This window comes from Metapseudomonas resinovorans DSM 21078 (genome assembly GCF_000423545.1).
GTDB classification, from domain to species: Bacteria; Pseudomonadota; Gammaproteobacteria; order Pseudomonadales; family Pseudomonadaceae; genus Metapseudomonas; species Metapseudomonas resinovorans.
In genome coordinates, this window is record NZ_AUIE01000010.1 from 47,366 (window position 1) to 73,848 (window position 26,483).

Here is a 26,483-nt window from a genome sequence, read left to right on the forward strand (position 1 = left end):
GGTAGAAACCTCATTGTGTCTTCTGGCGACCCAGGATCAGGTTGATCGTTCCGTCCGAACTCGATGAGACATATGGATCAAGATTCGGAAACTTCTCTGCTGCTCGCTCCAGCAAGAATTCCCCTGCATGCTGAATCCGCTCGCGGGTTGGGTTCGCAAGTTGGGTGTTCACTCTTGCGAAACCATGGGCGGCAAAGTCCGCCGCCGCTTGTTCAAAAAGAACTTCCAGTAAGGCCAGGGTTTCTTTATCCATGAGTACTATCCAGATGAGCTGATCGGTGCTTGGAACCAGGCAAGCAACATGCCGGAATCCGTTGAAAGCCCCTCTTGAATTGACCTGGCGAGCTTGACGGCGCGTCCCGCGGCCTGCACGTGCAGCTGCACTTGGAAATATAACGACACAAACACCGATGTCATCAGATAAACGGGCGTGCAGACCCATTTCCGGTTGGGTGAATAGCCCATTTGTGGGGGAGTTATGGGGGTGTCAAATAGTTCTTCTAAAGCATTGAAGAAGAAAAGTGGGGAAAGTAATCCCCACTTTCTGGGGTGTCATGAACTATATATCGACAATCCAGATAATTTAAAAAACTATCGAATTTTCAATTAGATAGGTTTTCTTAGTTGTGCCTTTTCGATTGTGACGATCTCTTGACGGCTATGGGGGCGAGTATTTAAGTGAACACGACGCCAGTTCCCAGTCGTTAAGCAGTCTCCACTCATCCCGTTCGGGGAGGGCGTCAGGGAGGCGTCTTGATTCTGGCCCGTTCGAATGCAATGCAAAGGTGGTTGTCGTTCCGGCGACACGGCCATCCTTTGTTCCATGGTCCGCCACTCGCTGCCAATCACTCAGGTACCGCCGCCTGAGTGAAAAAGTGGCACCCATTCCGCCACCGTAGACAACGCGCAGTCCGCTGCCTGTGCGAGGACGTCGCGTCTGCCTGAAAACCGTTGATACCTGAGCAATAGGCCATCCGCCCTCGCTGACGAATGGCCCAGAGGGGCGCTTTGCCTCAAGGAAAGCAAAATGGTCACCCTGATCAAGCAAGACTTGGCATTTATCCTCGACCAGATCGTCATTGCCGAACGCCACGCCGCTGGTGAATCTCTCTACGACCTGGTAGGCAATCCATTGCTGCCTATTGGTCTGCGCACCGTCAATGGCATGTGGAACAACCTGATCCCCGGCCGCGAGAACTACGGCTCGGCAGACCAGACGATGCCCCGCATGCTGGACCATGAATTCCGGGATGCCGAGAACGGCATCGACGGCCCCGGCGCTCCACCCGGTTTCCCCGACAGCACTACGCAGACGTCTTACGAACAGACGTCCGGCTATGTGGTGGATTCGACGCCGAGAACCATCAGCAACCTGATTTCCGACCAGTCCGTTGCCAACCCGGCCGCCGTGGCGGCAGCGGCTGCTACAGAGGGCAGCTTCGCCTTCGACCACGATGGCAACCCGGACACACCGGACCTGTTGTTCATTCCCAACGTTGCGCCGGATGAAGGGATTTCCGCGCCCTATAACGCCTGGATGGCTATCTTTGGCCAGTTTTTCGACCACGGGCTGGACCTGGTCAACAAGGGAGGCAGCGGCACTGTCTACATCCCCTTGAAGCCGGATGACCCGCTCTACGACCCTGACTCCCACACCAATTTCATGGTGCTCACCCGCGCGACCAACCAGCCGGGTCCTGATGGGGTGCTCGGCACCGAGGACGATGTGCGCGAACACATCAACCTGACCACGCCCTTCGTTGACCAGAACCAGACCTACACCTCCCACGCATCTCACCAGGTGTTCCTGCGTGAGTACGAGATGGTGCCGAAACTGGACGCCAACGGGCAGCCGGTGCTTGATGGCAATGGCCAACCACTGCTGGTTCCCGTGGCGACCGGCCGCATGCTCGATGGTGCGGGTGGTGGCCTGGCCACCTGGGCAGACATCAAGCAGCAGGCCCGCGAGAAGCTCGGCATCGACCTCAGCGATGCCGACGTCACCAATCTGCCGCTGTTGGCCACGGACGAGTACGGTCGCTTCGAACGAGGTGCCAATGGCTTTGCGCAGATCGTTACTGTCAGCGGTCTGGTAGAAGGCAATCCCGCCGCGCCAATCAGCACCGCAGAAGCGATTCGCACGGGCCATGCCTTCCTCGATGACATCGCCCACGACGCCGCTCCACGCAACAGTGACGGCAGCCTGAAGGTGGCCGATGGCGACGATGCCCTGGGCGTGGGTGGCGCTCCTGTTCCCAATCCGGATTTCGACCCCACCCAGCCTGTAGGCCCCGGCAACTTGCCGACCCTGACTACCTACGACAACGAGCTGCTGGATGCCCACTACATCACCGGCGACGGCCGCGGTAACGAGAATATCGGCCTGACCGCCGTGCACCACGTCTTCCACTCCGAGCACAACCGCCTGATCGAGCAGATCAAGACAACGCTGCTGGAGGATGGCGACCTGACCTTTCTAAATCAGTGGCTACGCGTGGATGTCGCCACCTGGCCGGCCAATCAGGCCGAGATCGACGCCTTGGCCTGGGACGGCGAGCGGTTGTTCCAAGCCGCACGCTTCACCAATGAGATGCAATACCAGCATCTGGTGTTCGAAGAGTTCGTGCGCAAGATCCAGCCCTTCACCGACGTGTTCCTGGTGCAGCCCAACGTCGAACTGGACCCGGCCATCGTCGCGGAGTTCGCCCATGTGGTGTACCGCTTCGGCCACTCCATGCTGAACGAAACGGTGAACCGTCTCGATATCAACATGCAGAGCGGCGAAATCGGCCTGATCGAGGCCTTCCTCAATCCTGTTGAGTTCGGCAGCTCCGGGGATGCGGATGCCGCCGCTGGCGCCATCGTCCGTGGCATGACGCGGCAGGTGGGCAATGAGATCGACGAGTTCATCACTGGTGCCCTGCGCAACAACCTGGTGGGACTGCCGCTGGACCTGGCCGCCATCAATATTGCCCGTGGCCGCGATACCGGCGTGCCCTCGCTGAACCATGCGCGGGAGCAGTTCTTCGAGATGACCAACGACGCCAATCTCAAACCTTACGTGAGCTGGGTGGACTTCGCGCTGAACCTGAAGAACCCCGCGTCGATCATCAACTTCATCGCGGCCTACGGCACCCACGACAGCGTCACTGCGGCTACCACGCTCGCTGACAAGCGTGCGGCGGCCGAAGCGCTGGTGCTCGGTGGCGCCAACGCCCCTGCGGACCGGGTGGACTTCCTCAACAGCAGCGGTACCTGGGCCAGCCAGGAGTCTGGCCTGAACCTGGTGGACTTCTGGATCGGTGGCCTGGCAGAACGCAAGATGCTGTTCGGCGGCATGCTCGGCTCTACCTTCAACTTCGTCTTCGAAACCCAGATGGAAACGCTGCAGAACGCGGACCGTTTCTACTACTTGTCGCGCTTGCAGGGGCAGCACTTGCTGGGCGAACTGGAGGCCAACTCCTTCGCCTCCCTGGTGATGGCCAACACCGACCTGGGCGCGGCCGGGTCCTCGCACCTGCCGGGCGATCTGTTCGCGGCGGTGGACTACATCCTGGAAATCAACCAGTCGCTGCAGATAGGCGCCGATCCCACCTGGAGCAACCCGATACTCCAGGCCCTGACGCCGATGGTCGAGCGCGCGGAAGGCGTGCTCAAGTACCACGGCGATGACCATGTGGTGCTGGGCGGCAGTGAGGGGAACGAGTTGCTGCTGGCGGGGACGGGCGACGACACCCTGTGGGGCGACGGAGGCAACGACACGCTGGAAGGCGGTTACGGCAATGACATCCTCCATGGCGGTGCCGGCGACGATGTGATCACCGACATCGGGGGTGACGACAACATCAAGGGCGAGGACGGCAACGACGTCATCAGCGGCGGCAATGGCATCGACCTGCTGTTCGGCGGCGCCGGCAAGGATTTCATCATCGGCGGTACGGATGGCAAGCAAGTACTGGCCGGCAGTGGGAACGACTTCGTCTATGGCGGCGATGGCATCGACGCGCTGTTCGGCAATGAAGGGGATGACTGGGTCGAAGGTGGGGCCGGCTTCGACTACATCGCGGGTGACAACGGCGACATCTTCTTCGAGAGCAAGGTCATCGGCCATGACGTGCTCAATGGCGGCGGCGGGGATACCGACTACGACGCCGAGTCGGGCGACGACATCATGTTCCAGAGTGCCGGCATCCAGAAGAACATCGGCATGTGGGGCTTCGACTGGGCTGTCCATTTGAACAGCCCGGTGGTGGCGGATTCCGACCTCAACCAGGCGATTTTCCCGAACATGCCCATCGAGGTGCTGCGTGACCGCTTCAGCGAAGTGGAAGCGCTGTCCGGCTGGAACCTCGATGACACCCTGCGCGGCGACGACCGCACCAATGACCCCACGGGCGAGCCGGAGTTGTTCCTGGATAACAACAACTTCCTCTCCCAGGCCGGGGTGGATCGCATCGACGGTCTGCGGGACCTGCTGGGCGATGTGATCCCCGATTACACGCCGTCGGTTGGTGTCGATGCGGAAACCCTGATTGCGTTCAACAGCGGCAACATCCTGCTGGGCGGTGGCGGCAGCGATCTGATCGAAGGGCGTGGTGGTGATGATTTCATCGACGGCGATGCCTGGCTCAACGTTCAGCTGCGACTGCTCGACGCGAACGGTGTGCCGATGGTGGATGGCAGCGGCAACGAACTGCGCTTCAACAGCCTGGTCGAGCTGCAAACGCGGATGTTCAACCGTGAGCTGAACCCCGGCCAGTTGGAGATCGTGCGCGAGATTCTCTTCACCAACGACGCGAGCGACCGCGACGTCGCGCTGTTCTCCGACCTTGCGGAGAACTATGACCGGACGCGAAATGACGACGGCTCCTGGAGCGTGGTTCACGCCCGCGGCACCCAGCTGGATGGCACCGATCGCCTGAGTAACATCGAGGTGCTGCGTTTCCTCGATCAGGAGGTGTTCATCGGCAATCAGGCCCCGGTCGGCACGGTCTCCATCAGCGATACCTCACCCACCGAAGGCCAGATGCTGACCGCTACCCGCGCGTTCACTGATATCAACGGCACCAGCAACGCCGCCTTCAGCTACCAGTGGCAAGTGTTCAACGGCCTGGCGTTCGTCAACATTCTCGGCGCTGTTGCCGCCACCTTCACGCCCACTCAGGCGGAAGTCGGCAAGGAGTTGCGGGTGATGGTCAGCTACACCGACGACCAGGGGAGTGCGGAAGTGGTCTATTCCGCGCCGACCCAGGTGGTCGGCGACCTCTGGAATGGGGTGGGCGCCACGGCCGATGTGCTGAGCTTCACCGCCGGAGACGACATCGCCCACGGCAACAACGGTAATGATCAGCTATTTGGCTTGGCCGGCAACGATCTGCTCACCGGTGGCAACGGCAATGACGCACTCCATGGAGAGCTAGGGGACGATACCCTCCAGGGCGGCGTCGGTAACGACACGTTGCAGGGAGGCGACGGCAACGACACCCTCCAGGGAGATGCCGGCAATGACACGCTGAATGGCGGCACCGGCGCAGACCTGATGCAGGGTGGCGCCGGCAACGACGTCTATCTGGTCGACGATGCCGCTGACCAGGTGGTGGAGGAAGCCGCCGGTACCGCAGGCGGCACCGACCGGGTCGATACCACCCTCGCCAGCTACACACTCGGGGCCAACGTCGAGCACCTGACCTTCGTCGGCAACGGCAGCTTCACCGGCATCGGCAATGCGCTGGCCAATACCATCACGGGCGGCGCTGGCGACGATGTGCTCGACGGCGGCGCCGGCGCGGACCGGCTGGTGGGCGGTGCCGGCAACGACACCTATTACCTGGAGGCGTCCGGCGATGTGATAGTCGAAGCCGCGGGGGGCGGCGATGACCTGGCCTATTCGCAACGGTCCAGCTACGTCATGGCGGCCAATCTGGAGAATCTGGCCTACACCGGGCCCGATTCCACCTATGTCATTGGCAACAACCTCGCCAACCTGATCAGTGGCGGAACCGAGGGCGACGTGCTGATGGGTAACAGCGGCGATGACACGCTGATCGGCCTGGAGGGTGACGATTCGCTGGATGGTGGTCTTGGCAATGACCTGCTGCAGGGAGGGCAGGGCAGCGACTCGCTGACAGGTGGCACGGGCAATGATCGACTCGAAGGCGACGAGGGTGACGATTCGCTATCCGGTGGTAGCGGCGATGACCTGTTGCAGGGTGGCGATGGGGCGGATGTTCTGCGAGGCGAAACCGGTAATGACGTTCTGGTGGGCGGCGCCGGCAACGACCTGATGGATGGAGGATCGGGGAACGATATCTTCCAGTTCTCCGCCGGCTTCGGGCACGACCAGATCATCGGTTTCGACAGCAACCCGGCCGGAGGCCAGGACGTGCTGGATATCTCGGCCCTCGGCATCAGCGCGGCGAACTTCGCCGCTTCCGTTGCCATCAGCGGTACTGTCGCCCAGACCACCCTCACTATCGGCGCAGACAGCATCACGCTGGTAGGCGTCAACGTAGCCACGGTCAACCAGGCTGACTTCGTCTTGGGAGCATGAAGTAGCACCAACAGGTCCACCCAGGTCGACACTGACTGGGTGGGCCTGAAGCTGATCAGGTGCACTGCAACTGCATGCTGGGTAAAGGCAATCGGCCGAACAGGCAGCGACTAATGTCTGCTCTCAGCTGATAATCCCCCGATTTCTTCCAACAGTCGTCGCTCCAACACGCAGATCCGATGGCGTTGCCCAGCACTTTTCGTAATAAATACCGCCATGAAAAACGGCAGGCCCTGAGCGGGCCTTCGTGATCGCACCCTTCTATCGAGATAACCATGCCTGTCATTCCCAATTCCCTCTTTCGTTACCAGCACGGCAGCGAGGTCCGACCATGAGTGGTGCCGCAATCGAGCTGGTGCAGACCGGCCCCGGAGCACGCCGAGTTGATCCGCAACCTGTACCAGTTCTATGCCTACGAGTCGTCGGACTGGGAGCAGGAAGACGTTGAGGTCGACGGTCGCTTCTACATCCACGAGGAGCATCTGGCGCGCTATTGGCAAGATCCGCAGTGGAGCGCCAACCTGATCCTGGTCGATGGCTTCATTGCCGGGTTCCTGCTGATCGAGCGCAGCGAGTTGCCGGGCCTCGACGCCCTGGAACTGGCCGACCTGTTCGTCCTGAAGAAGTACCGCCGATTGGGCGTCGGGCGAGCTGTGGCTACCCAGGTGCTGACGGGCGGGCAGGGTGCCTGGCTGGTGCGTTTCTATGGCCAGGATGAAACGGCGCTGGCGTTCTGGCGCGCCGTGCTGGACGAGCTGCCTTGTCCCGTACGTGCGATCGAGCCGGAAGACGACGCACAGCTACTCAGCTTCCTGGTGACGCCAGTGACCCATTGAGAGGGTTGCCCACCCAATTTGTTCGGCAGGATCATTCGACTGTCATTTTCGATCATTGAGCCCGGGAGTTTCCGCTCGTTATCGTCCGTCTCGATCACACCAATGGGCGCCTCGATTCGCAGCGGGTGCGCCCAACAAGAAGAACGATCGAGAGGAATGCACGATGTCCGAACTGAACCTGAACCCCCGGGCCGCCGAGTCGCTGCAGCGCTGGCACGACATGGTCGCGCAGCAGGATCTCAGCGCGCTGCCCGAGCTGCTTGCAACGAACGTGGTGTTCCGCTCACCCATGGCGCATACCCCCTATCCGGGACCTGTGGTGGTCTCGACCATCCTCAACACCGTGCTCAAGGTTTTCGTCGGCTTCACCTACCACCGCCAGCTTGCAACCGCCGATGGGCTCAGCGTGGTGCTGGAGTTCAGCGCCTCGGTCGGAGGGCGCGAGCTAAAGGGCATCGACATGATCCGTTTCGATGAACAGGGGAAGATCGTCGAGTTCGAGGTCATGGTCCGCCCCATGAGCGGCCTGCAGGCGCTCGGTGCGGAGATGGGTCAGCGCCTGGGCGCCTACCTGGCCGCTGCCAAGGCCTGATCCGCGCGGCCCTGCGCCAAACGGGGCAAAGCGCCGCCAGCAAATCTGGGAGGGGCGGCTTGCGCGTTCGACGTCTCACGTGAACCACGAATCCGGATAGTCGGTCGTTGACACCCGGGTTGTCAGTACTAGCCTCATGGTGTGGGAAAAATTCCCACACCAAAGTTCTGACTGGCTTGCACGCATAGCGCGGAATCCGCAGCCAAGCATTCAGGTTGCAGAAAAAGGCTGAGCTGGTTGGTTGGCCGCTCCTCGGGGCGGCTGCGAGTCTTCTATCAATTGCGTTCGATAGGGAAATGACTACGCAACTCCATCCGGAGGTTCATCATGATGCTCAAGAAATGTTTGCTGGCTCTGGCAATTGCTGGGGTCTTGTCGGCCTCGACAGTTCTGGTTCCGGACTACATCGGTAATTTCTCCAGCGCGTATGCAAAGGATGGCGGAGGCGGAGGTGGTGGTAGCGGCGGTGGAGGCGGCGGCAGTGGCGGCGGTGGCGGTGGCGGCCACGGAGGCGGCGGTAGTGGCAGTGGAGGCGGTGGCGGTCATGGAGGTGGCGGTAGTGGCAGTGGAGGCGGTGGCGGCCACGGAGGTGGTGGTAGCGGCAGTGGAGGCGGTGGCGGTCATGGAGGTGGCGGTAGTGGCAGTGGAGGCGGTGGCGGTCATGGAGGTGGCGGCAGTGGCAGTGGCAGTGGCAGTGGCCACGGCGGCGACGGAGGTGGCGGAAGTGGAAGCGGTCACGGCGGCGGCCACAGTGGGTCAGGCCACAGCGGTGATGGTGATGGCAATGGCCACTCCGGCAACAGTGGCCCCGGCAGTGCCAACAGCGGACCTGGCAGCGCCAACAGCGGGCGCGGAAACGACAACGATAATGACCACGATGACGGTGGGCCGCACGGTGTCGGTCATGGTGCGGATGACGGCCCCGGCCATGATGTAGGCGAGGCACATGGCGTCGGTCACGGCGCAGATGATGGTCCCGGCCATGATATGGGCGAAGCTCACGGTGTAGGACATGGGGCAGACGATGGCCCGGCGCATGATGTAGGCGATGATCGCGGCGGCGCCTAGACAGCCACTCCGCGAGCGCACAAAACCCGGCGTGGCTCCGGGTTTTGTGCTACTTGGCTGGAAATGCCGTCGGTTGTGATTGCTTGAGGGAATGGGCTTGGGATAGCCGCTCAATCAGTACCGTAGTAGATGGCGGTTGAAGCTCCGTTCGGATTGCCTGGGGCTGCCTCCCGCATCGACCTTTGTGTTCAGTTCTTCAGGAATGCCTTGAATGCATTTGCCCTCTTTCCCTTCGTCTCTACTGCCGGCGCTCATGCACGTCATGCGCCCGTTAGTGAGACTGATGCTCAGAAAAGGGGTTTCCTATAGCTGTTTCGCCGATTTGCTCAAGGAAGTCTTCGTCGATGTCGCCGAACGCGAGTTCCGCCTCGACGACAAGCCGCCGACTGACAGCAGGATCAGTTTGCTCACCGGCGTACATCGCAAGGACGTCAAACGCCTTCGGTCCAAGGTAGTTGAAGGTGCGAGCAATCTGCCAGAGAACATTTCGTTTGGCGCGCATCTGGTCAGCATATGGCTGAACAGCGCGCCTTTCTGCGCGCAGCCTGGCGAACCGCAGGCGTTGGCTCGCTTGGCCAGCAACGGCGGGGAGCGCTCGTTCGATGCACTGGTAGCGACGGTCAGCAAGGACATCCGTGCTCGCGTTGTGCTGGATGAGTGGCAGCGCCTGGGCATTGTGCGAGTCGATGACCAGGACTGTGTCCACCTGGAGACGATGGCTTTTATTCCACAACGTGGGTTTGACGAGAAGGCAGCCTATTTCCGGCATAACCTTCACGACCATGCCTGCGCGGCCGTACACAACCTTACCGAAGCGTCCGAGCCTTTCTTCGAACGCAGTGTCCACTACGACAGCCTGTCTCCAGCCGGTGTCGATCAGCTACGCGAAGCTGTTCGGGTGGAAGGCATGCAGGTCCTGATCGCGTTCAACCAACTGGCTGCGGAGCTGGAAGACCAGGATGTTCCGAGCCCCGATAGTCGGCAGCGAATCACCATCGGCCTGTACTTCTACACCGAACCCAACCCGTCAACCGTTGCCAATTCCACTGCGGCCGGTTCGTCATGAACATCGCCTCGCGCATTCTTTGCACCCTTGCATTAATAAGCGGGCCTTTGTTGTTCGTCTCGCCCTTGAGCGCAGCACCCGCCTGCCTTGAACCAGGCGGCATGGGCGGGACGGGCGCTGTTGCCACCGGCGGGATCGGTGGCACCGGAGCACCGGCCGACAACGGTGGAATCGGTGGCACTGGAGTGAGGGACGACGACGGCGGAATCGGAGGCACCGGAGCGAGGGACGACGACGGCGGGATTGGGGGTACCGGCATTGTCGGGACCATCACAGGCTTCGGTTCGATCTGCGTCAACGGCGTGGAAGTTCACTTTGACAGCAAGGCCTCGCTCAGCCAGAACGGCGTGCCTGCCAGCAGCAAGGAGCTGGCCATTGGGCAGGTCGTTGCCGTCGAGGCCCACAAGTCCTCGAGAGGGCTGGAAGCCCGAAGCATTGCGATACTCCACGCCTATGAAGGCCCGATTACAGCGGTCAAGCCGGGGGCCGCCTCCATGCGAGTAATGGGGCAACCCGTACGCGTTGCGGCAGACGCCCGTGTGCCGCAGGGCCTGCGTCTTGGCGAATCGGTTCGGGTCAGCGGCTTGCGCAATGCCCGGGGAGAGGTAGTCGCGAGCCGGATTGATCGGGCACCGGACCTTACCCAGGCAAGCGCTATTGGCACCATCGAGCGTGCCGGCGATCTTCAAGGGCTGCCCCTCAGCAAACCGCTGGCGCCAAGCACCGAGGTGCTGGTTCGCGGTACCTGGAATGGACAGCGGCTGAATGTCGCCGAGAGCCGCATCGATCCGGGGCTGCCCTTTGGCGGGCGAGCCCGTAACGCGCTGGTGGAGGGCCTGGTGCGGTCGCAGCACGGAGATCGCATCGAGTTTGGCGGGTTCACGGTCCAACTGGACCGCAGTACATCCTTCGGCAGCTCTCGGCCCGCGGACCTCGCGGTGGATCAGCGCATCCGAGTATTCGGTGTATTCGACAGCGGACGGACCATTCGTGCGGAACGGATCGAACTCGTCCGCGAACGTCCCGAAGGGGCCAATCGGCAAGGTTCCGGTCACATCGACACGGACGCATCCGAATCAGAGCACCACGAGAGCGGTAACTCCGGGCGCGACGGTAACGAATCCCGTCTGCAAAATGACACCGGAGAAACACGGGAGAGAATCGAGCGACGAGAGGAATCCGCCTCTGGTGATTTGGAACGCCGCGAGCGGATAGAAACACGAGAATCAGGCGACCGTCTTGAAACTCGGGAGCGGATCGAAATATTCGAGAACGGTGTACGTGTAGAGCGAATCGAACGGATTGAGAGAATCGAACGACCGGACCGGGCCGACAAGCCGGAACGCGTTGAACGGGTGGAGCGAGTTGAACGCGTTGAGCGCGTCGAGCGGCCCGATCATGTCGAGCGGCCGGAAAAGGTCGAACGGGTCGAACGGTTGGATCATTCCGGCCCGCATTAGGGTGGGTAAACGCAAACAACCGCAGCCATGCACGCCCCAAAACGGAATCCGGCGCGCCGTCTATGCTGGGAAGGGTGTCCCATGCCAGGCGTCAGCCTGGTAGCCAGGAGAACGGATGCCTTTCGTCCTAAGCGGTGAGGCCATCCTCGGGACAACGCATTTGATCTGAGCTTCGATGTCCGTATCGTAACGAGGTAATCATGAGCCCCACGCGCGTGATTTCACCGGGCCTGCTGGTGTTCCTGGCATTGCCGGCCTTGTCGGACGAATTCACGATGTCGATGGGGCTCGATTATTCGCGGGGCGATTATGGAAGCCCGACAACCAGTGAGACCTGGTATGTCCCAGTGGTCGGCAAGTATGAAACCGGCCCGATGATCTACAAGTTGACCATTCCATACCTGCGTATCACCAACCCGGCGGTAGGCCCGGATGGCGAACCCTTGGCGGGTGACGACTGCGGCAGCGTCGAGAGCGGCGTCGGCGACACCGTGGCAAGTGCGGATTACGCACTGCTGGACGGTCGCGATGGAGGTAGCCTGCTGGTGGATCTGGTAGGCAAGGTGAAACTGCCGACGGCCGACGAGAACCATTGTCTCGGAACCGGCAAGACTGACTACTCCGCCCAAGTCGACCTCACTCAAGCCTTCGGTGCAATCAGCGGGTTCGCCACGCTGGGCTGGAAGAAATTCGGCGATCCATCGGATACCGACTTCCGCGATCCAATCTTCACCTCGATCGGCCTGGTCACCCGCTTGGCGCCGGCCACCTCCGTGGGTGCGGCTTACGACTGGCGCGAGAAAGTGACGTCTGATGGTGACGAAATCCAGGAGTTCACCCTGTTCCTGACACAACGGCTCAGCACCGAGTGGAGGGTTCAGCTATATGCGCTCAAGGGATTTTCCGACTCCAGCCCGGATACCGGTGGCGGCTTGGTGCTCAGTCACAGGTTTTGAGCCGAAGACTCATGCACGCGTGAGACGATATTTGTCCCGGTTTTAGTCCGTCGCGAAAATAACCAGGATGGCCCGTGTTATTTTCGCGTTTCCTGTGAAAGTCCTTCGCCGTCTCGCGGCGGTCTGGAGGCTCTGATCTTCGGCACACTCGCTGCCCCAGGTGCTGGCCCGGCACAGCACCGCCGCCCGCCTGCGCCATTCACTGATCATCGGAGCCCAACACGGCACTTGCTCGGGGGGTGATAGCAGGCCCCACGAGCAGACTGACAGAGCATCGCCCGGATGCATTCCCGGAACACCGCCCATCCCGCGCCGGTTATGCGAGTGAACTCCTTCCGGGTGCCCGGTGTCTGTCTGCTGTCGGCCCATTGGGTGGATTGCATGGCCATTCGCTACTTGGGCGGCTGCGCTGTCCTTCGCTCCATCTGATCGCGTTCCTGTCTAGAGCACTTCGCGTGGCCGGCCACTTTCGCGCCCGTATGCCGGGTTTTGTCCCATCGCCATGTGAAGATTGCCCATGCCCCTATCCCGTCATTTCTCCGCCGGTGTTTCTCCGTTCCAGCCTCGCGCCTTCGCTGCCCTCTTGTTGGGTGGCCTGCTGACGGCGGGTGCGCCGGCCCAGGCCGAGGAGCCCGCCGGCAACGTGCGCTGGGTAAGCGACAGCCTGACTACTTACGTGCGCAGCGGCCCGACCGATGGCTACCGCATTGTCGGTACGCTCACTTCAGGGCAGAAGGTTGAGTTGTTGACGACCCAGGGGGACTACAGCCAGGTGCGCGGTGAGAACGGCAGCACCGTGTGGATTCCCAGTCGCGACCTGCAGGAAGTGCCCGGCCAGACCGAGCGCCTGCCTCAACTCGAACAGAAGGTGGCCGAGCTAACCGCCGAACTGGAAGGTATCGACGGCACCTGGAAGACCCGTGTGCAAGGCATGCAGGAGACGCTCGACGCGCGCAAGAAGCTGATCGACGAATTGCAGGCAGCACGCTCGGCACTGGACGCCGAACTGACTCAGGCCCGCACCGAATTGCGCGATGCGCAGGCGCAACTGGGTGAGGAGAACAAGCAGGTATTGATGCGCTACATGGTTTACGGCGGCAGCATCGCCGGTGCCGGGCTGCTCGTCGGTCTGATCCTGCCGACCATGCTGAGGGTGCGGCGCAAGCGTAACGATCAGTGGGTCTGACGACGCGAGAAGCCCATCGGCCTTCCTTGGCGGTGCGCGCCGCAACTCAGTGCGGCGCGCGGTGGCGGATGGTCTTCAGCAGGTCATCGGGGGTGATCTGGCCGACGACGCTGCTCGCTGCGCTGCCCGGTTGAGGCAGGTCGAGAATGTGCCCCTTCATCTTGCCCACCACATGCATCTCGCAGGGTTTGCAGTCGAATTTCAGGGTCAGCACTTCGTCGCCGTGGACCAGTTGCATCGGCGCCACCTTGGTGCGCACGCCCGTGACGCCCTTGGCCTGTTTCGGGCACAGGTTGAAGGAGAAGCGCAGGCAGTGCTTGGTGATCATCACCGGCACTTCGCCGGCCTCTTCATGGGCCTCGTAGGCCGCGTCGATCAGTTGCACGCCGTAGCGGTGGTAGAAGTCGCGCGCTTTCTGGTTGTAGACGTTGTAGAGGAACGACAGGTGCGCCTCGGGGTAGACCGGCGGCGGCACGCTGACGGCCTTGCGGTATCCATGCGGATGGGCGGCAACGCGGGCAGCGGTCAGGGCCTCGATGGCTTCGCGGCGCAGGGCCTTGAGCTGTGAGTTGGGGATGAAGAATGCCTGCGGGGCATCCAGCTCGATCTTCTCGGCGTAGTACTGGGTGGTGCCTAACTGACCGAGCAGGTCGTGCAGTTGTTCCAGGGCCTGTTCGGGCTTGTTCGCTGCGCCGAACGGGCCGTCCAGTGTGACCGACGCGCTCACGCCTTCTTCGCTGGTAGCGACCAGTTCCAGGCGCGCTTCGCGCAGGGTGGCCTTCCACTCGACGCCAATGCGGCGCTCGGCGGAGGTCTTCAGCAAGGCCTGTTGCCAGTTGTGGTCCAGGTTGCGGGAAAGCGGGTGGTTCGGGCGCAGACGGAAGAGCCCGGCCGGCATCTCGTTGGGCTCGACGCGGTAGCGCCAGCGCTTCTCGCCGTCTTCCTCGAACTCATCCTTGAGCTCGGCGATGTTGGCGCGGAAACCCACCACTTCGCGCTTGACCAGCACGTTGAGGCCGTCGCCGTTGGACAGCGGCTCGCGGGTCACGGCGATCAGGTCGCGCTTGCCGACTTTCTCCACTTCGCCAACCAGCAGGCCGGTGAAGGTCGGGGTGTCGAAGGCGCCGATGTCGATCTTGCGTTCGGTGACGAAGTAATCGGTGCTGCCCCGGTGGAAGGTCTTGTCCGGGTCCGGCACGAAGAAGTGGTCGGTACGGCCACTGGAGGCGCGGGCGAGGTCCGGGCGCTCGGCGAGGATGCCGTCCAGGCGCTGGCGGTAGTAAGCGGTGATGTTCTTGACGTAGCTCGCGTCCTTGTAGCGTCCTTCGATCTTGAAGGAGCGCACGCCGGCATCGACCAGGGCGCTGAGGTTGGCGCTCTGGTTATTGTCCTTCATCGACAGCAGGTGCTTCTCGAACGCCACCACGCGACCCTGGTCGTCTTTCAGGGTGTAGGGCAGGCGGCAGGCCTGGGAGCAGTCGCCGCGGTTGGCGCTGCGGCCGGTCTGGGCGTGAGAGATGTTGCACTGCCCGGAGAAGGCGACGCAGAGCGCACCGTGAATGAAGAATTCGATGGCCGCGTCGGTTTCATCGGCAATGGCGCGGATCTGCTTGAGGTTCAGCTCGCGGGCCAGCACCAGTTGGGAGAAGCCGGCCTGGTCGAGGAACTTGGCCCGTTCCAGCGTGCGGATGTCGGTCTGGGTGCTGGCGTGCAACTCGATTGGCGGGATATCCAGTTCGAGCACGCCCATGTCCTGCACGATCAGCGCGTCGACGCCAGCGTCGTAGAGCTGGTGGATCAGCTTGCGTGCCGGTTCCAGCTCGTCGTCATGAAGGATGGTGTTGATGGTGACGAACACCCGCACATGAAACTGGTGGGCGAACTCGACCAGTTTGGCGATATCCGCTACTTCATTGCAGGCGTTGTGGCGCGCACCGAAACTCGGGCCGCCGATGTACACGGCGTCGGCGCCATGCAGGATGGCCTCGCGGGCAATGTTGACGTCACGGGCGGGGCTGAGCAGTTCTAATTGGTTTTTTGGCAGAGGCATGTCAATCACGTTCGGCACGGGTGCAAGTGGCGCATTGTAGCGGGCATGCGCCACCCGGGCATCCATCGGGTGCCGGATGGCGGTCGAGGGTCAGGTGAGGCGGGCTGGAGGAATCGAGTAGGTGCCCACCACGTGGGCCACCGGTTCATCGAGGCCCTCCGAATAGAGTGAAACCTCTCCTACGGCCAGGGTCTTGCCGACCTTCATCAGCTGGCACTCGCCAATCACGCGTTTGCGTGCTTCGGGCTTGCGCAGGAAGTTGATGGTCAGGCTGGTGGTGACCGCGAGCGGCACGATGCCGATCTCGCCCAGCAGGGCGATGTAGAGCGCCACGTCGGCAATCGCCATCAAGGTGGGGCCGGAGACGGTGCCGCCAGGGCGCAAGTCAGACTCGCCCACCTCCTGCGAAACCCGGGCGCTGCGGTCGCCCACGGCTTCGACCACGACGCGGGTCTGGGGAAATTCCTGCTGGATGAATCGGGCTATCGCTTCTTTCTTGTCGGCCATTCCGGACTCCCTGGTGTGCCATGGTCGAGCGGACGCTGCCACAACCATCCCGGCCTGTCCATGTCCGCTGCCTCAGCCGCCAGAGGCGTATTTGATCTCGTGCAATAACACGCTCATGTTCCTCGACTAAGCTCCCCGGACTTGGTTTCGAAGGGTAGCCGGGATGTCTTTCATCGATTCGATCGTCGCTCAGGTTCTGGTGCTGGAAGTCGGGATTCATCACGCCTATGCGCGCCTGGCCTGCCGGACCGATGACGAGGCGCTCCACGACCTGCGAATCAACCTGCGCAAGTTGCGCAGCCTCCTGCGGCCCATGCGCCGACTGGAGGCTGCGAGGGAGCTGGATGCCGCCGCGGCTGACGTAGGCCGCTTGACCACGCCGGTGCGCGACCTCGAGGTGCTGATCGCCGAACTGCAGCGGCAGGGCTTCCATGACCAGGCAGAACGGCGCAAGCACCTGCTCGAATCCCGCTATGCCGTTATCGAGAACAGCGCCACGGTGCAACGCTTCATGGCCGTGCTGGATGGCTGGCCGGCGCGGATGCGCGAGGCCGATAGACAGGGCGAACTGGACAAGCTCCGCGACCGGGTACGGATTCGCCTGCAGCGGCAGTTACAGCGTCTACGCGAAGCACTGGCCAATCCTGCGTTCGACCGCCATGCGCTGCGTCTGCTGGTCAAGCGAATGCGCTACGTCCATGAGGCATACCCGAAGCTCTCACCCATTCCCCATGACGCCGTCCCGGCCCTGAAGGCCGTGCAATCCGCCCTGGGGGATTGGCACGACCACTTCCAGTGGTGCCTCAAGGCCGACCAGGAGGCGGATCTGCTGGTGCTCAAGGATCGCTGGGAAATCGCCGGCGAGGCGGAACTGAAGGCCGCCGAAGTCGAGCTTTCGATCCTCGCGGAGTCCCTGGCGGAACAGGCGCCCACCGGAGGGTAGGGCGCCCTGGCTATTCAAGCGACGCCAGCCATTTCGCGCTGCGGAGTAACCTCGAACAACCTGAGGCCGATGGAGCGCGCGGCCTCCAGGTGAGGCACCGGGTCGCTGGACTCCGATTCGAAGAACAATTCGGAGGTCAGCACGCGGGCACCGCAGTAGTCGAATATCCCGTGATCGATCTGCGTCTTCATGGCCTGGCTATAGCCATGCCGCTCGAAGGTGCCGGCATCCGCGCCGGCCACGCCAATCAGGTGAACCTTGAGGTTTCGCAGTTTCTTCGTCAGGCCGCCTTCCAGGCTGTACTCAAACGCCCAGCCGTTGGCGAACACGCGGTCGATCCAGCCCTTGAGCAGCCCTGGCATCGACCACCAATACACAGGGAAGACCAGCACCAGGGCGTCGGACCGGTCGATGCGGGCTTGTTCGGCGGCTACATCGGCAGGCGGTGCTACCTGGTGGCGGTGGACGGCATGGTCCGCGAGGTTGAACCTCGGGTCGAAACCTTCCTGGGCGAGATCGCCGATCTCGGCGCTGTGGCCGGCCAGGCCCAAGCCTGCGGCGACCTGTGATGCGAGGCTGTGGGTGAGCGAGCGGGGATCGTGATGGGCAACGACGATCAGGGCATGCATGGTAAGAACTCCAAGAGGCTGATTGCGGCTGAGAGACGCGCTCGATATGCTGAGCGCAAGTTACTTTCAGTAAGTTACGATTGGTAAGTTACTTTCGGTAGGTTTTCCGTGTCAACACATGAAGATCAAACGCGTCCGCGTCGCCGTTTATCCAGGGAAGAGCGGCAGCGACAGCTGCTGGATACGGCCTGGCAGTTGATCCGGGAGGAGGGCACCGACGCCCTGTCCCTGGGCCGGCTGGCCGAGCAGGCCGGCGTTACCAAACCGGTGGTTTACGACCATTTCGGTACCCGGGCGGGGCTGCTTGCAGCGCTGTTCATGGAGTTCGATGCACGCCAGACGGCAGCGATGGATGCCGCACTACAGGCCAGTGAGGAGAGTTTGCAGGGCAGGGCGGGGGTAATCGCCTCGTCCTATGTCGAGTGCGTGCTGCTCCAGGGCCGCGAGATCCCTGGCGTGATCGCGGCACTGGCTGGCTCGCCGGAGCTTGAGTCCATCAAATGCGGGTTTGAATCGGTGTTCCTGGAGAAATGCCGCAACGCCTTGGTGCCATTCGCTGGCGGAAACGGTGTTGCCACAGCAGGCTTGCGAGCGATGTTGGGGGCGGCGGAGGCGCTGTCCCATGCCGCCGCCACCGGGGAAATCACGCCGCAGGAAGCGCAGGACGAACTCCGCGAAACCATCGTGGCCATGGTCGAGCGCAGTGCCCAGCGGGGCTGATCCCGGCCCTGATTCTCCTCAGCCCGCAACGAAAGCCGCTATGTGCCTGGCGCTGGCGTGCGGGTACTGCAGGTGCGGCCCATGGCCTGTGCTTGGCAGCGTCACCAGGTGCAGGGTGGGGAGCGCGCGGCTCAGTGCGTGCCAGTTCTCGACCGGGAATACGATGTCATGGTCGCCGCCGAGATGCAGGACCGGTGTGCTGGTTGTGCAAAGCGCATCCAGCGCAGGCTGCAGAGGGAACATCGGATTGCGCGGCCCATCCCCCAACTGCTGGCCGGCCCATTCATGGGGTACCTCGGGGCATCGCCCGTCCTGGCGTGCAGCGATGCGCTCGGCGGAGCGTACGGCGGCGTCGCGGCTGGCAGCCGACGCCGGTTCGAAGAAGAGCTTCACGAAATCCTCGAAGTCGTTTTCCCGACGTGCCAGTTCGTAGAACAGCGCCTCGCCGGTTTTCACCAGTTGGCCGGGGGGCGTAGTGCCGATCAGTACAAGATGGCTGACCAGTTGCGGCGCTTGCAGCATGGCCACCTGTGCAGCAATGCCGCCCAGGGACCAGCCGCCGAGCACGACCCTGCTCAGCCCCAAGGCGTTGATCAGTTCGAGTGTGTCGCGCGCCAGCGATGCCGGGTCATAGGTGCGCGTACCTCCAGACAGGCCCAGGCCACTGTAGTCGAACACATGCACCTTGAAGCCCAGTTCCGCGAGTTCGTCGAGAAAGGCGGGATCCCACGAATCCATGACACCGCGAAAACGCAGGCACAGGACCATCGGCGTGCCTTCGCCGATCACCCTGTAGGCCAGACGGCGGCCATTGCATTCAATGAACTGGTTGGGCACCTGACTGGCGGATTGGGCGTTCGGCATGACGTGGCTCCTTCTCGGCGTTGAGCGGCTGGACCAGGAATGGCGGAAATGCCGCCAGTGCGCTCCGCGGCCGCAACACCTGGTCCGCAATGCAATGGTGGCAACCATGCAGGGTAGACCAGGCTCCGGCGGCGGACTGGAGTCGTCGAGCGGTTCCTCAGTGCTCAGCCGGGCCGTGACCGCCGATCGCTCGTGCGCGGGCTGCCAGTACGCGTCCATAGGCCAGGCCGATGACGCCCGCTACAACGGAGGCCGCCAGGACACCGAGCTTGGCGGCGCTCAACAGGTCCTGCTGGGTGAAGGCGAGATTGGCGATGAAGATCGACATGGTGAAGCCGATCCCGGCCAGGCAGCCGATCAGTGCCATCCAGGACCAGGTCATGCCTGGCGGCAGGATGCACCAGCCCAGTCGAACCATCAGCCAACTGGTACACAGGACCCCCAGCGGCTTGCCCACGACCAGGGCCAGCGCGACACCGGAAAGCACCGCCAGGGAGTCCGCCTCACCGAGATCCACGCCATCGAGGCTCACCCCGGCGTTGGCCAAGGCGAACAGCGGCATCACCAGAAAGGCGACCCAGGGGTGCAACGCCAGTTGTATGCGTGTTACAGGGGGCAGGAGCTCGCGCTGGGCCTGGCGGAGCTGTTTGATGGGTTGCATCAGCTCTGCGGAATCGCCGTTCGCATGATGTTCGCGCGCGGCAAGATCACTGATGGCACGGGTTGCCGTTTGCAACGGCGGCTCCGTGAGCTTGGCCGGGCGGACGGGTGTCATCAGGCCCAGCACCACACCCGCCAGCGTGGGGTGGGCGCCGGTTTTCAGCAGGCCGAACCAGAGCAACGCACCGGGTAGCAGGTAGGCATAGGCCGAACCGATTCCGATGCGCTGCAGGCCCAGCACCAGCAGGATTCCCGCTGCGGCGATGACGAATCCCTCCGGGTCCAGGCCGCCTGAGTAGAACAGCGCGATGATCAGCACCGCGACGATGTCGTCGATGATGGCCAGAGCGAGCAGGAAGATGCGCACCGAAGCGGGTACCGAGCGCCCGAGCAGGGCCAGCACGCCCACCGCGAAGGCGATGTCGGTGGCCGTCGGGACCGCCCAGCCCTGGCGCAAGCCATCGGCATTGTTGAGCGAGAGATACAGCAGGGCGGGTACTACGACCCCGCCAAACGCAGCAACCATCGGCAAGGCGGCCAGCTTGATGTTGGCCAGTGCGCCTTCGTGGATTTCCCGGCGAATTTCCATGCCGACCACCAGGAAGAACACCGTCATCAGGGCATCGTTGATCCAGAAATGCAGCGACTTCGAGATGACGAAATCACCCAGCCCGAATGACAGCGGCAGGTGCCACAAATGTTCGTAGCCACTGGCATAGGGCGAGTTTGCCCAGGCCAGTGCAACGGCCGCCGCAATCAGCAGGACGATGCCGCTGGTGGCCTCGGTGTGGAGGAATTTATCAAGTACGGAGAATGCCTTGTCGGCAATGCGCTGCGCAGCCGGCAGCACCTTGGGGGAAGGGGCTTGGTTCATGGTCGCTAATACTCAGCAGCTTGTGCGGCGGCCCGACCTACACATGAAACCTGTCTGGCAACAACCAGACACCCGGCACGTAAGCTACAGCGCCTTCGCCGATTTGACTAGCCCACTTTCCCGTCCCTTCATCCAAGGGGGACGCCTCGTCCTTCACAGCAGCAAGCTGTAGATCACTTGGGCCGAGTCCTGCGGGTCCCGGTTGCATTGGAAACCCAGTTCCCGGGCGAGGGCGTGCATGGGCGCGTTCGCTGCGGCATCCATCGAGTACATTTCCTTGAAGCCATTCTCGCGGGCAGCCTGGATGAGGTGGCGCATCAGGACGGCGCCAAGCCCACGCTCCTGCCAGCCGTCAGCCACCGTTACCGCGCATTCGCATTGGCCTGGTTCAGCGGTGTCGGCATAACGACAGATACCGACTTCGACCAGCTTGCCGTCCTGGTGGACGAGCGCGACGAACGCCATCCTGCGCTGGTAATCGACGTCCATCAGGCGTTCGAGCAAGGCGGGGCTTGCTTCCTTGATCGCGCACAGAAATCGGAAATGCCGGGTTTCAGGGGACAGGTTGCGGATGAACTCGACCTCCCGCTCGCGGTCCTCCGGGCGCAAGGGTCGAATCAGCACGTGAGTGCCATCCTCGAGGGGTTCGACCCAGTGGTCTTCGGCAGATACGGCGGGGATGTCGGCGATAGACTGGGTGGACATGCTGCGTACTCCGTTCGTGATACCGGCTTTGACTTCTACGCCACCCCAACTGCGCTCATTTGATCGGGATCAAGCAATCGCTGGCGTCGTCCCATTGGCTGACGAACAGCAGGTATCGCAGTCGATACATCATGTTCATTTGCGGCGGGTCAATTCGACGGTCGATACCCGGGTGCACGCTGGTGTCATCAACCAGATGATCATCAGGAGGTTCGACATGGCCAAGATAATTCCCCTTCGTTCCGCTGCCGTTCCAACGGCCAGGCGGACCGGTTTGCGCGGCTGGATCGACCGCATGCGCAGTACCGTCGACCGTCTGGTGTATCAACTGATCAGAATCCCGTCCGGGCGTGCTGGCAGCCAGCGGAAAGCAGGGCACGATGAAAAGGGGCAGGGCAGTGGCAAGGACAATGCCAGACGTTAGCGGCGTCCAATGGATTTCCTCGCAACGCCGGAGAATGGAGTCGCGCCGGTGAACCGGCGCGACCGTGCGCATCAGAGAATGCTGAGCGGGTACTCGATGAAGGCGCGGACTTCGTTGAGGTCCGGGCCTACCTGATTGTCGGCGCGGTAGATGGAGTTGCGCAGCTTGAAGGAGAGGTCCTTGGCCGGGCCGTCCTGCACCACGTACTTGAACTGGTTGAAGATCTCGCGCTCGGTACCGTCGTTCTCGCCGCCGGCGACGATATCGGTGCCGCGCACGTAGGCGAACTTGTAGCTCAGGCCCGGTACGCCATAGGTGCTGAAGTCCAGCTCGTAGCTGGCCTGCCAGGACTGTTCGTCTTCCAGGTTGAAGTCGGAGTAGTAGGAGTTGGCCACGTAGATGGTGCTGCCACCGTCGCCGAAGTCGTAGGCATAGCCGGCATCGCCGGTATTGCGCTGGTGGGCCACGATGAACGCGTGGGCGCCGATGCTGTACTTGGCTGCCAGGCTCCAGAGGGTGTTCTTGTCGTCCTGGCCATCACCGCCGAAGGCCAGTGCGGCCACAGAACCGTCGTCGTACTTGGTGCGGTAGATGTTGAAGTCGAAGTTCAGCGCCTGCTCATCGCTGAACGGGATGTTGTAGTTCAGGTTGGCGTAGTACTTCTTGTACATGTCCTCCACGTCGGAGTGGTAGAGCGACACACTGAGATCATCACTGACCGCGTAGCTGCCGCCGATCACATCGATGCTCTTCAGGCGGTTGGGGTCGCGCGCCGGGTCGCCCATGGGGCTGTCGCCGGTGAAGCGGCCGACGTTCAGTTCCAGGCCCTCGATTTCCTTGCTGGTAACCAGGGTGCCGGTGAAGGCCTGGGGCAGCAGGCGGCTGTCGTCATGGGCGAGTACGGGCAGGTTGGGGAACTGGTTACCGTACTTGAGCACGGTGTTGGAGACGCGCAGCTTGAGCACGCCACCGGCTTCAGAGAGGTCGTCCACCGGATGGCCATCGCTGTCGGTATCGAAGAAGGCGCTGTAGTTGCGGCCCCGGCCACTGTCCAGCTTCACGCCGAGCAAGCCGTAGGCGTCGACGCCGAAACCGACGGTGCCCTGGGTGAAACCGGATTCGAAGGTGCCGATGAAACCCTGGCCCCAGGTCTTGGCGTCGTTGGTGCGGTCCTTGAAGTCACGGTTGAAGTAGGCGTTGCGCAGCAGCAAGGTCGCGCTGGCGTCTTCGACGAAGCCCTTGGATTCGGATTGCTCGCTGGCGAGGGCGGGCAGGCTGATGGCGGCGGAAACCGCCAGTGCCAGGGCGCTCAGAGGATTGAATTGCATCACGGGTGCTCCTGATGGTCGCTTTGTTGGTATTGGGATTGGCAGGAATTCAAGGCGCTATCAATGACCAGGAACAGCGACACTGCCCGGCCCTGACAAGCATATCCATTCATTATCGTTCTGGTGGCCGGCTGTGCCGACGCGATGCGCGCAAACAGTTATCACGGTTCGGGTAACTGAAAAAACTGTAATCATCAATTTCATGTATCAATGATATCAATGTTTACGAAATTTACAGTACGGGTATCCTGCGCCTGATGAAGGATGAACTTGCACAATCGTTTGTGTGAGTTGGCAGATGCTTCATCGAGTTACTCTTTGATTTAGGCCGCCTCTTCGGAGGCGGCTTTTTTTATGCGTGTAGCCATGCAGGGGTTGTCTGGATCCTGTAAATGCGATAGGGAGGTTTGCAAAATTGCCATGAGCATTGACATTCAGCTTAATGTGTTGATTCACATGCATTTTTTACCTCCTGAATACCAATTGGTAACAAGTTGTCAAGCCCCGAAAAGTGCTGTCGGCGGAGTGGATAACAGCTAAATCGAAAGTTTCCCATGGGTCGTCATCAATAGTTGCTATCAAGGCGTTTGATTTGGGCGTCGAGGTGAAACCAGTAAACTGGGCCCCGATGAAGATATTGGCCGGACGCACTTTCTGGTCCTCCCCCAAGAAGTGCGATCGGCTGCTCCGCTTCATCATTCCTTTGGTTTTATTTAATGGCCGCCTTGCCCAAGGCGGCCTTTTTTTATTTCTGGAAACAGTCACTGAACGCTCTTGCAGACGCAGGCAAGGTGCAGTTGTTCGCCCGCTGCCAGTATGAAGGTGGGCTCATTGAGGAAATGAGGGCTGTGCCTCACCAGGGTATTGATGTTCGAACCGATCTCGAGTTGACTGCCGTTGAACCCGCCAGGAAAACAGACCATGTCCGTAGCCGAACTCCTGAAGAAGCGCATTTCTGTCCGCGCGTTCAGTGACAAACCCGTCCTTGCGCAACAGGTCCTGGACTTGCTGGAAACGGCGCGCTGGTCGCCCTCGGGGGGCAACCTGCAGCCATGGAAGGTGATAGCGGTCAGCGGCGCCGAAAAACTTGCCGTGGAACGCCTGGCCATGGAAACCCTGGCGCGCAACCCAAGGGGCGAAGCGGGTGACTACCCCATCTATCCGGAAGGGTTGGCCGAACCCTACCGGACACGTCGTTATCGAGTCGGCGAAGACCTCTATGCACTGATGGGCATACCGCGTGAAGACAAGGCCGCACGGCTGCGCGCGGTGGTGCGCAACTACCAGTTCTTCGGAGCGCCAGTCGGGCTGTTCTTCGTCATCGACCGCGCCATGGGGCACGGCCAGTGGGCGCATCTGGGCATGTTCATGCAATCGTTGGCACTGGCAGCGGAAGAGCAGGGGCTATCGACCTGCATGCAGGAGGCGTGGGCGATGGTGCGCCAAAGCCTGCATCGGCACTTAGGGCTGCCGGAGCAGGAGTTGGTTTATTGCGGCATGGCTCTAGGCTATGCGGATCCGTCGGCGGCGGTGAACAATTTGCGCTCCGAGCGCGCGCCGGTGGAGGAGTTTGCTGTCCTCAAGGGATTTGATTGACGGGGGCCGGGCTTAGCCGTGCGGTCATTTCGGGGCTGTGTTCACGGGAGGGAAGGGTGGAGACATACCCCAGGCGTTATCCGAGGCCCCGATAGCACATCGACTCACTGACGACTTCAGCCTGCAAACGCCATCTGCAACGCCTGGCTGTGTCTAATGTCGAACTCCAGGACGTATCGGTTACCTCCCGAAGTCGCTGACGTATGGCGCACCGCCCAACCCAAGTGATCTGCCACTCGCTTGACGATGGACAAATTCAAACCAGGCCCGCTACTGGTTTCGCCATGAGCGGATGTTGGTCGTTTGAAGGGTCCCCTGTTGGGGGCGTCAACTACCCCGGTCCCGTTGTCCTCGATTGCGATCCCTCCAGCGCTCAAATGTATGGTTATTACCCCCCTTTCAGTGTGCAAGCAGGCATTACGAAGGAGGTGGCTCACCGCAATGGAAACCAACTCCGGAATGGCGGGGACGAGCACGTCATCAGTCGCGATAAACTCGATCTCCACAGGTTTTCCCAGCAGCAGCGGCTGGCAGCGCTGCAGTTCCTGCTCAATCAGCGGGCGCAAGGCTATACGGAAAAGGTGGCTACTCTCGGGCACCCGCGCCAGTTCCAACAAGGCGCCCATTTGTTGGGCGATGTCCGCAGCGTTTTGCCGAATGCACTCGGTCATCGCCTGCAATTTGGGATGATCCTTCAACCGCCGCCTCAGGGCTTCCGCTGCGCCGAGCAAAATAGTCAGCGGACTGCGCAGTTCATGACTGACGTCAGCCGTGAACCAACGCTCGCGCTGGAGGGCCTGGTTAAGTTGATTAGTGCGATCCTCGATCGCACGGGCCAATACGCCGAGCTCGTCAGTTGCATCGAGCCCGGGAAGCCTTTCCTCTCGCTGCTCATCCTGAACTGCGGAGGCCAGTTCGGTCAGGGGCAGAATCACCCTGCTTGCACTGGCCCGCCCAACGAGTAACGCCAATGCGAGGCCGCCCAGAAACGCCAGGCTCAAGGCAATATAAGTGCGGTCTTCAATCGCTTCGAAGTCGCTTTGGTCATCCACGACGGCATAGCGCTGGCCATCCGACTCGCCAATCAACACGTGCAAAGTCCGTCCGTTTAGACGCAACTCATGGATCCCCGAGTTCAAGCTCCGCAAAGACTGTGGCAGCTGCTGACCGACGAAGAAACTCAGGTCACTCGCCTGCAGCTGAGCTGTGCTGTTCAAGCCTTCGGTCCAGAGTTCGGTTACTCGAACCAGGCGCTTATCGATTAGTTGGCTCTCGATCTCCTCGATCACGAAGAAAGCTGAGCCGGCGAATACTCCACCAATGATCGCCGCTAACAGCACAAAGGCAGCGACCATTCGGCCGCGTATCGAACTACGGTTTTTCATCGGTAGCCACCAAGCAACGACCCGTTGCGGTCATGTTGCACATTTTAGGCTGGGCAGCGGAGACGCTGAGCCGTGAGCATGCAC

21 protein-coding genes and 1 pseudogene are annotated in these 26,483 nt (G+C 61.7%); 10 read left to right on the forward strand and 12 right to left on the reverse strand.

What is annotated here, in order from left to right; genetic code table 11:
• Window positions 1–10 precede the first annotated feature (10 nt).
• Window positions 11–253 carry a hypothetical protein gene (locus tag G559_RS30365; RefSeq protein WP_137823284.1) on the reverse strand — a complete coding sequence of 81 codons (243 nt, stop codon included), beginning with the start codon at window positions 251–253 and terminating at the stop codon, window positions 11–13.
• A 774-nt stretch (window positions 254–1,027) separates the two neighbouring features.
• On the opposite strand from G559_RS30365, the gene G559_RS0111110 reads away from it, so the two are divergent.
• The 3 genes and pseudogenes from G559_RS0111110 to G559_RS0111120 all read left to right on the forward strand — a co-directional run bounded on the left by G559_RS0111110 (window position 1,028) and on the right by G559_RS0111120 (window position 7,978).
• Window positions 1,028–6,550 (forward strand): peroxidase family protein, encoded by a 5,523-nt coding sequence (locus G559_RS0111110; protein WP_028628290.1) that lies wholly within the window; start codon window positions 1,028–1,030, stop codon window positions 6,548–6,550.
• Between the two features lie 331 nt (window positions 6,551–6,881).
• Window positions 6,882–7,386, forward strand: a pseudogene (locus G559_RS28845) (GNAT family N-acetyltransferase).
• A 163-nt stretch (window positions 7,387–7,549) separates the two neighbouring features.
• Window positions 7,550–7,978: a nuclear transport factor 2 family protein gene (locus G559_RS0111120; RefSeq protein WP_028628291.1), complete on the forward strand. Its 429-nt coding sequence runs from the start codon at window positions 7,550–7,552 to the stop codon at window positions 7,976–7,978.
• A 300-nt stretch (window positions 7,979–8,278) separates the two neighbouring features.
• On the opposite strand, the gene G559_RS31165 is transcribed toward G559_RS0111120, so the two are convergent.
• Together G559_RS31165 and G559_RS31170 are read right to left on the reverse strand one after the other, a co-directional pair.
• Window positions 8,279–8,716, reverse strand: coding sequence for a hypothetical protein (locus tag G559_RS31165; protein ID WP_211228793.1), 438 nt, complete (start codon window positions 8,714–8,716; stop codon window positions 8,279–8,281).
• Window positions 8,717–8,734: 18 nt separating this feature from the next.
• On the reverse strand, window positions 8,735–9,067 hold the full coding sequence (locus tag G559_RS31170) for a hypothetical protein (protein WP_137823214.1): 333 nt from the start codon (window positions 9,065–9,067) through the stop codon (window positions 8,735–8,737).
• Between the two features lie 190 nt (window positions 9,068–9,257).
• Between G559_RS31170 and G559_RS0111130 the strand changes: the two genes are divergently transcribed.
• From G559_RS0111130 to G559_RS0111145, 4 genes are all read left to right on the forward strand, one after another.
• On the forward strand, window positions 9,258–10,112 hold the full coding sequence (locus G559_RS0111130) for a DUF6502 family protein (protein ID WP_028628293.1): 855 nt from the start codon (window positions 9,258–9,260) through the stop codon (window positions 10,110–10,112).
• Window positions 10,109–11,572 carry a DUF5666 domain-containing protein gene (locus G559_RS0111135; RefSeq protein WP_028628294.1) on the forward strand — a complete coding sequence of 488 codons (1,464 nt, stop codon included), beginning with the start codon at window positions 10,109–10,111 and terminating at the stop codon, window positions 11,570–11,572. Before G559_RS0111130 ends, G559_RS0111135 begins: the two co-directional genes overlap by 4 nt.
• A 200-nt stretch (window positions 11,573–11,772) precedes the next feature.
• Window positions 11,773–12,528 carry a hypothetical protein gene (locus G559_RS0111140; protein WP_028628295.1) on the forward strand — a complete coding sequence of 252 codons (756 nt, stop codon included), beginning with the start codon at window positions 11,773–11,775 and terminating at the stop codon, window positions 12,526–12,528.
• A 517-nt stretch (window positions 12,529–13,045) separates the two neighbouring features.
• Window positions 13,046–13,714: a TIGR04211 family SH3 domain-containing protein gene (locus tag G559_RS0111145; protein WP_028628296.1), complete on the forward strand. Its 669-nt coding sequence runs from the start codon at window positions 13,046–13,048 to the stop codon at window positions 13,712–13,714.
• Between the two features lie 46 nt (window positions 13,715–13,760).
• Here the strand turns inward: G559_RS0111145 and G559_RS0111150 are convergent, their stop codons facing one another.
• A complete protein-coding gene (locus G559_RS0111150; protein ID WP_028628297.1) occupies window positions 13,761–15,764 on the reverse strand; it encodes a peptidase U32 family protein in 2,004 nt (667 codons plus the stop codon).
• Window positions 15,765–15,854: 90 nt separating this feature from the next.
• The gene (locus G559_RS0111155; RefSeq protein ID WP_028628298.1) at window positions 15,855–16,271 is read right to left on the reverse strand and encodes a PaaI family thioesterase; all 417 of its coding nucleotides are present in this window, start codon (window positions 16,269–16,271) and stop codon (window positions 15,855–15,857) included.
• A 163-nt stretch (window positions 16,272–16,434) separates the two neighbouring features.
• On the opposite strand from G559_RS0111155, the gene G559_RS0111160 reads away from it, so the two are divergent.
• Window positions 16,435–17,214: a CHAD domain-containing protein gene (locus G559_RS0111160; RefSeq protein WP_028628299.1), complete on the forward strand. Its 780-nt coding sequence runs from the start codon at window positions 16,435–16,437 to the stop codon at window positions 17,212–17,214.
• Between the two features lie 14 nt (window positions 17,215–17,228).
• Here G559_RS0111160 and G559_RS0111165 read toward each other — a convergent pair whose 3' ends face one another.
• A complete protein-coding gene (locus G559_RS0111165; RefSeq protein ID WP_028628300.1) occupies window positions 17,229–17,843 on the reverse strand; it encodes an NAD(P)H-dependent oxidoreductase in 615 nt (204 codons plus the stop codon).
• A gap of 108 nt (window positions 17,844–17,951) precedes the next feature.
• On the opposite strand from G559_RS0111165, the gene G559_RS0111170 reads away from it, so the two are divergent.
• On the forward strand, window positions 17,952–18,563 hold the full coding sequence (locus tag G559_RS0111170) for a TetR/AcrR family transcriptional regulator (protein WP_028628301.1): 612 nt from the start codon (window positions 17,952–17,954) through the stop codon (window positions 18,561–18,563).
• Between the two features lie 18 nt (window positions 18,564–18,581).
• Here G559_RS0111170 and G559_RS0111175 read toward each other — a convergent pair whose 3' ends face one another.
• The 5 genes from G559_RS0111175 to G559_RS0111200 all read right to left on the reverse strand — a co-directional run bounded on the left by G559_RS0111175 (window position 18,582) and on the right by G559_RS0111200 (window position 23,418).
• Window positions 18,582–19,427: an alpha/beta fold hydrolase gene (locus tag G559_RS0111175; RefSeq protein WP_028628302.1), complete on the reverse strand. Its 846-nt coding sequence runs from the start codon at window positions 19,425–19,427 to the stop codon at window positions 18,582–18,584.
• Between the two features lie 157 nt (window positions 19,428–19,584).
• Window positions 19,585–20,961 carry a Na+/H+ antiporter NhaA gene (nhaA, locus tag G559_RS0111180; protein ID WP_028628303.1) on the reverse strand — a complete coding sequence of 459 codons (1,377 nt, stop codon included), beginning with the start codon at window positions 20,959–20,961 and terminating at the stop codon, window positions 19,585–19,587.
• Between the two features lie 153 nt (window positions 20,962–21,114).
• A complete protein-coding gene (locus G559_RS0111185; RefSeq protein WP_051246572.1) occupies window positions 21,115–21,666 on the reverse strand; it encodes a GNAT family N-acetyltransferase in 552 nt (183 codons plus the stop codon).
• A 55-nt stretch (window positions 21,667–21,721) separates the two neighbouring features.
• Window positions 21,722–22,162, reverse strand: coding sequence for a hypothetical protein (locus tag G559_RS30380; RefSeq protein WP_155945712.1), 441 nt, complete (start codon window positions 22,160–22,162; stop codon window positions 21,722–21,724).
• Window positions 22,162–23,418, reverse strand: a complete 1,257-nt coding sequence (locus tag G559_RS0111200; RefSeq protein ID WP_028628306.1) for an OprD family porin — start codon at window positions 23,416–23,418, stop codon at window positions 22,162–22,164. Before G559_RS0111200 ends, G559_RS30380 begins: the two co-directional genes overlap by 1 nt.
• Window positions 23,419–24,339: 921 nt before the next feature.
• On the opposite strand from G559_RS0111200, the gene G559_RS0111215 reads away from it, so the two are divergent.
• Window positions 24,340–25,014, forward strand: coding sequence for a nitroreductase (locus G559_RS0111215; RefSeq protein ID WP_028628308.1), 675 nt, complete (start codon window positions 24,340–24,342; stop codon window positions 25,012–25,014).
• Window positions 25,015–25,130: 116 nt separating this feature from the next.
• Here the strand turns inward: G559_RS0111215 and G559_RS28855 are convergent, their stop codons facing one another.
• A complete protein-coding gene (locus tag G559_RS28855; RefSeq protein ID WP_081668024.1) occupies window positions 25,131–26,399 on the reverse strand; it encodes a sensor histidine kinase in 1,269 nt (422 codons plus the stop codon).
• Between the last annotated feature and the right edge of the window lie 84 nt (window positions 26,400–26,483).

Coding starts and splice junctions, on each gene's coding strand:
- G559_RS0111185 (WP_051246572.1), bottom strand. CDS start 21,666: ATGTCCACCCAGTCTATCGCCGACATCCCCGCCGTATCTGCCGAAGAC.
- G559_RS0111145 (WP_028628296.1), top strand. CDS start 13,046: ATGCCCCTATCCCGTCATTTCTCCGCCGGTGTTTCTCCGTTCCAGCCT.
- G559_RS0111110 (WP_028628290.1), top strand. CDS start 1,028: ATGGTCACCCTGATCAAGCAAGACTTGGCATTTATCCTCGACCAGATC.
- G559_RS0111120 (WP_028628291.1), top strand. CDS start 7,550: ATGTCCGAACTGAACCTGAACCCCCGGGCCGCCGAGTCGCTGCAGCGC.
- G559_RS0111130 (WP_028628293.1), top strand. CDS start 9,258: ATGCATTTGCCCTCTTTCCCTTCGTCTCTACTGCCGGCGCTCATGCAC.
- G559_RS0111175 (WP_028628302.1), bottom strand. CDS start 19,427: ATGCCGAACGCCCAATCCGCCAGTCAGGTGCCCAACCAGTTCATTGAA.
- G559_RS0111150 (WP_028628297.1), bottom strand. CDS start 15,764: ATGCCTCTGCCAAAAAACCAATTAGAACTGCTCAGCCCCGCCCGTGAC.
- nhaA (WP_028628303.1), bottom strand. CDS start 20,961: ATGAACCAAGCCCCTTCCCCCAAGGTGCTGCCGGCTGCGCAGCGCATT.
- G559_RS0111215 (WP_028628308.1), top strand. CDS start 24,340: ATGTCCGTAGCCGAACTCCTGAAGAAGCGCATTTCTGTCCGCGCGTTC.
- G559_RS0111135 (WP_028628294.1), top strand. CDS start 10,109: ATGAACATCGCCTCGCGCATTCTTTGCACCCTTGCATTAATAAGCGGG.
- G559_RS0111200 (WP_028628306.1), bottom strand. CDS start 23,418: ATGCAATTCAATCCTCTGAGCGCCCTGGCACTGGCGGTTTCCGCCGCC.
- G559_RS28855 (WP_081668024.1), bottom strand. CDS start 26,399: ATGAAAAACCGTAGTTCGATACGCGGCCGAATGGTCGCTGCCTTTGTG.
- G559_RS0111140 (WP_028628295.1), top strand. CDS start 11,773: ATGAGCCCCACGCGCGTGATTTCACCGGGCCTGCTGGTGTTCCTGGCA.
- G559_RS30380 (WP_155945712.1), bottom strand. CDS start 22,162: ATGCGCACGGTCGCGCCGGTTCACCGGCGCGACTCCATTCTCCGGCGT.
- G559_RS0111160 (WP_028628299.1), top strand. CDS start 16,435: ATGTCTTTCATCGATTCGATCGTCGCTCAGGTTCTGGTGCTGGAAGTC.
- G559_RS30365 (WP_137823284.1), bottom strand. CDS start 253: ATGGATAAAGAAACCCTGGCCTTACTGGAAGTTCTTTTTGAACAAGCG.
- G559_RS0111165 (WP_028628300.1), bottom strand. CDS start 17,843: ATGCATGCCCTGATCGTCGTTGCCCATCACGATCCCCGCTCGCTCACC.
- G559_RS0111155 (WP_028628298.1), bottom strand. CDS start 16,271: ATGGCCGACAAGAAAGAAGCGATAGCCCGATTCATCCAGCAGGAATTT.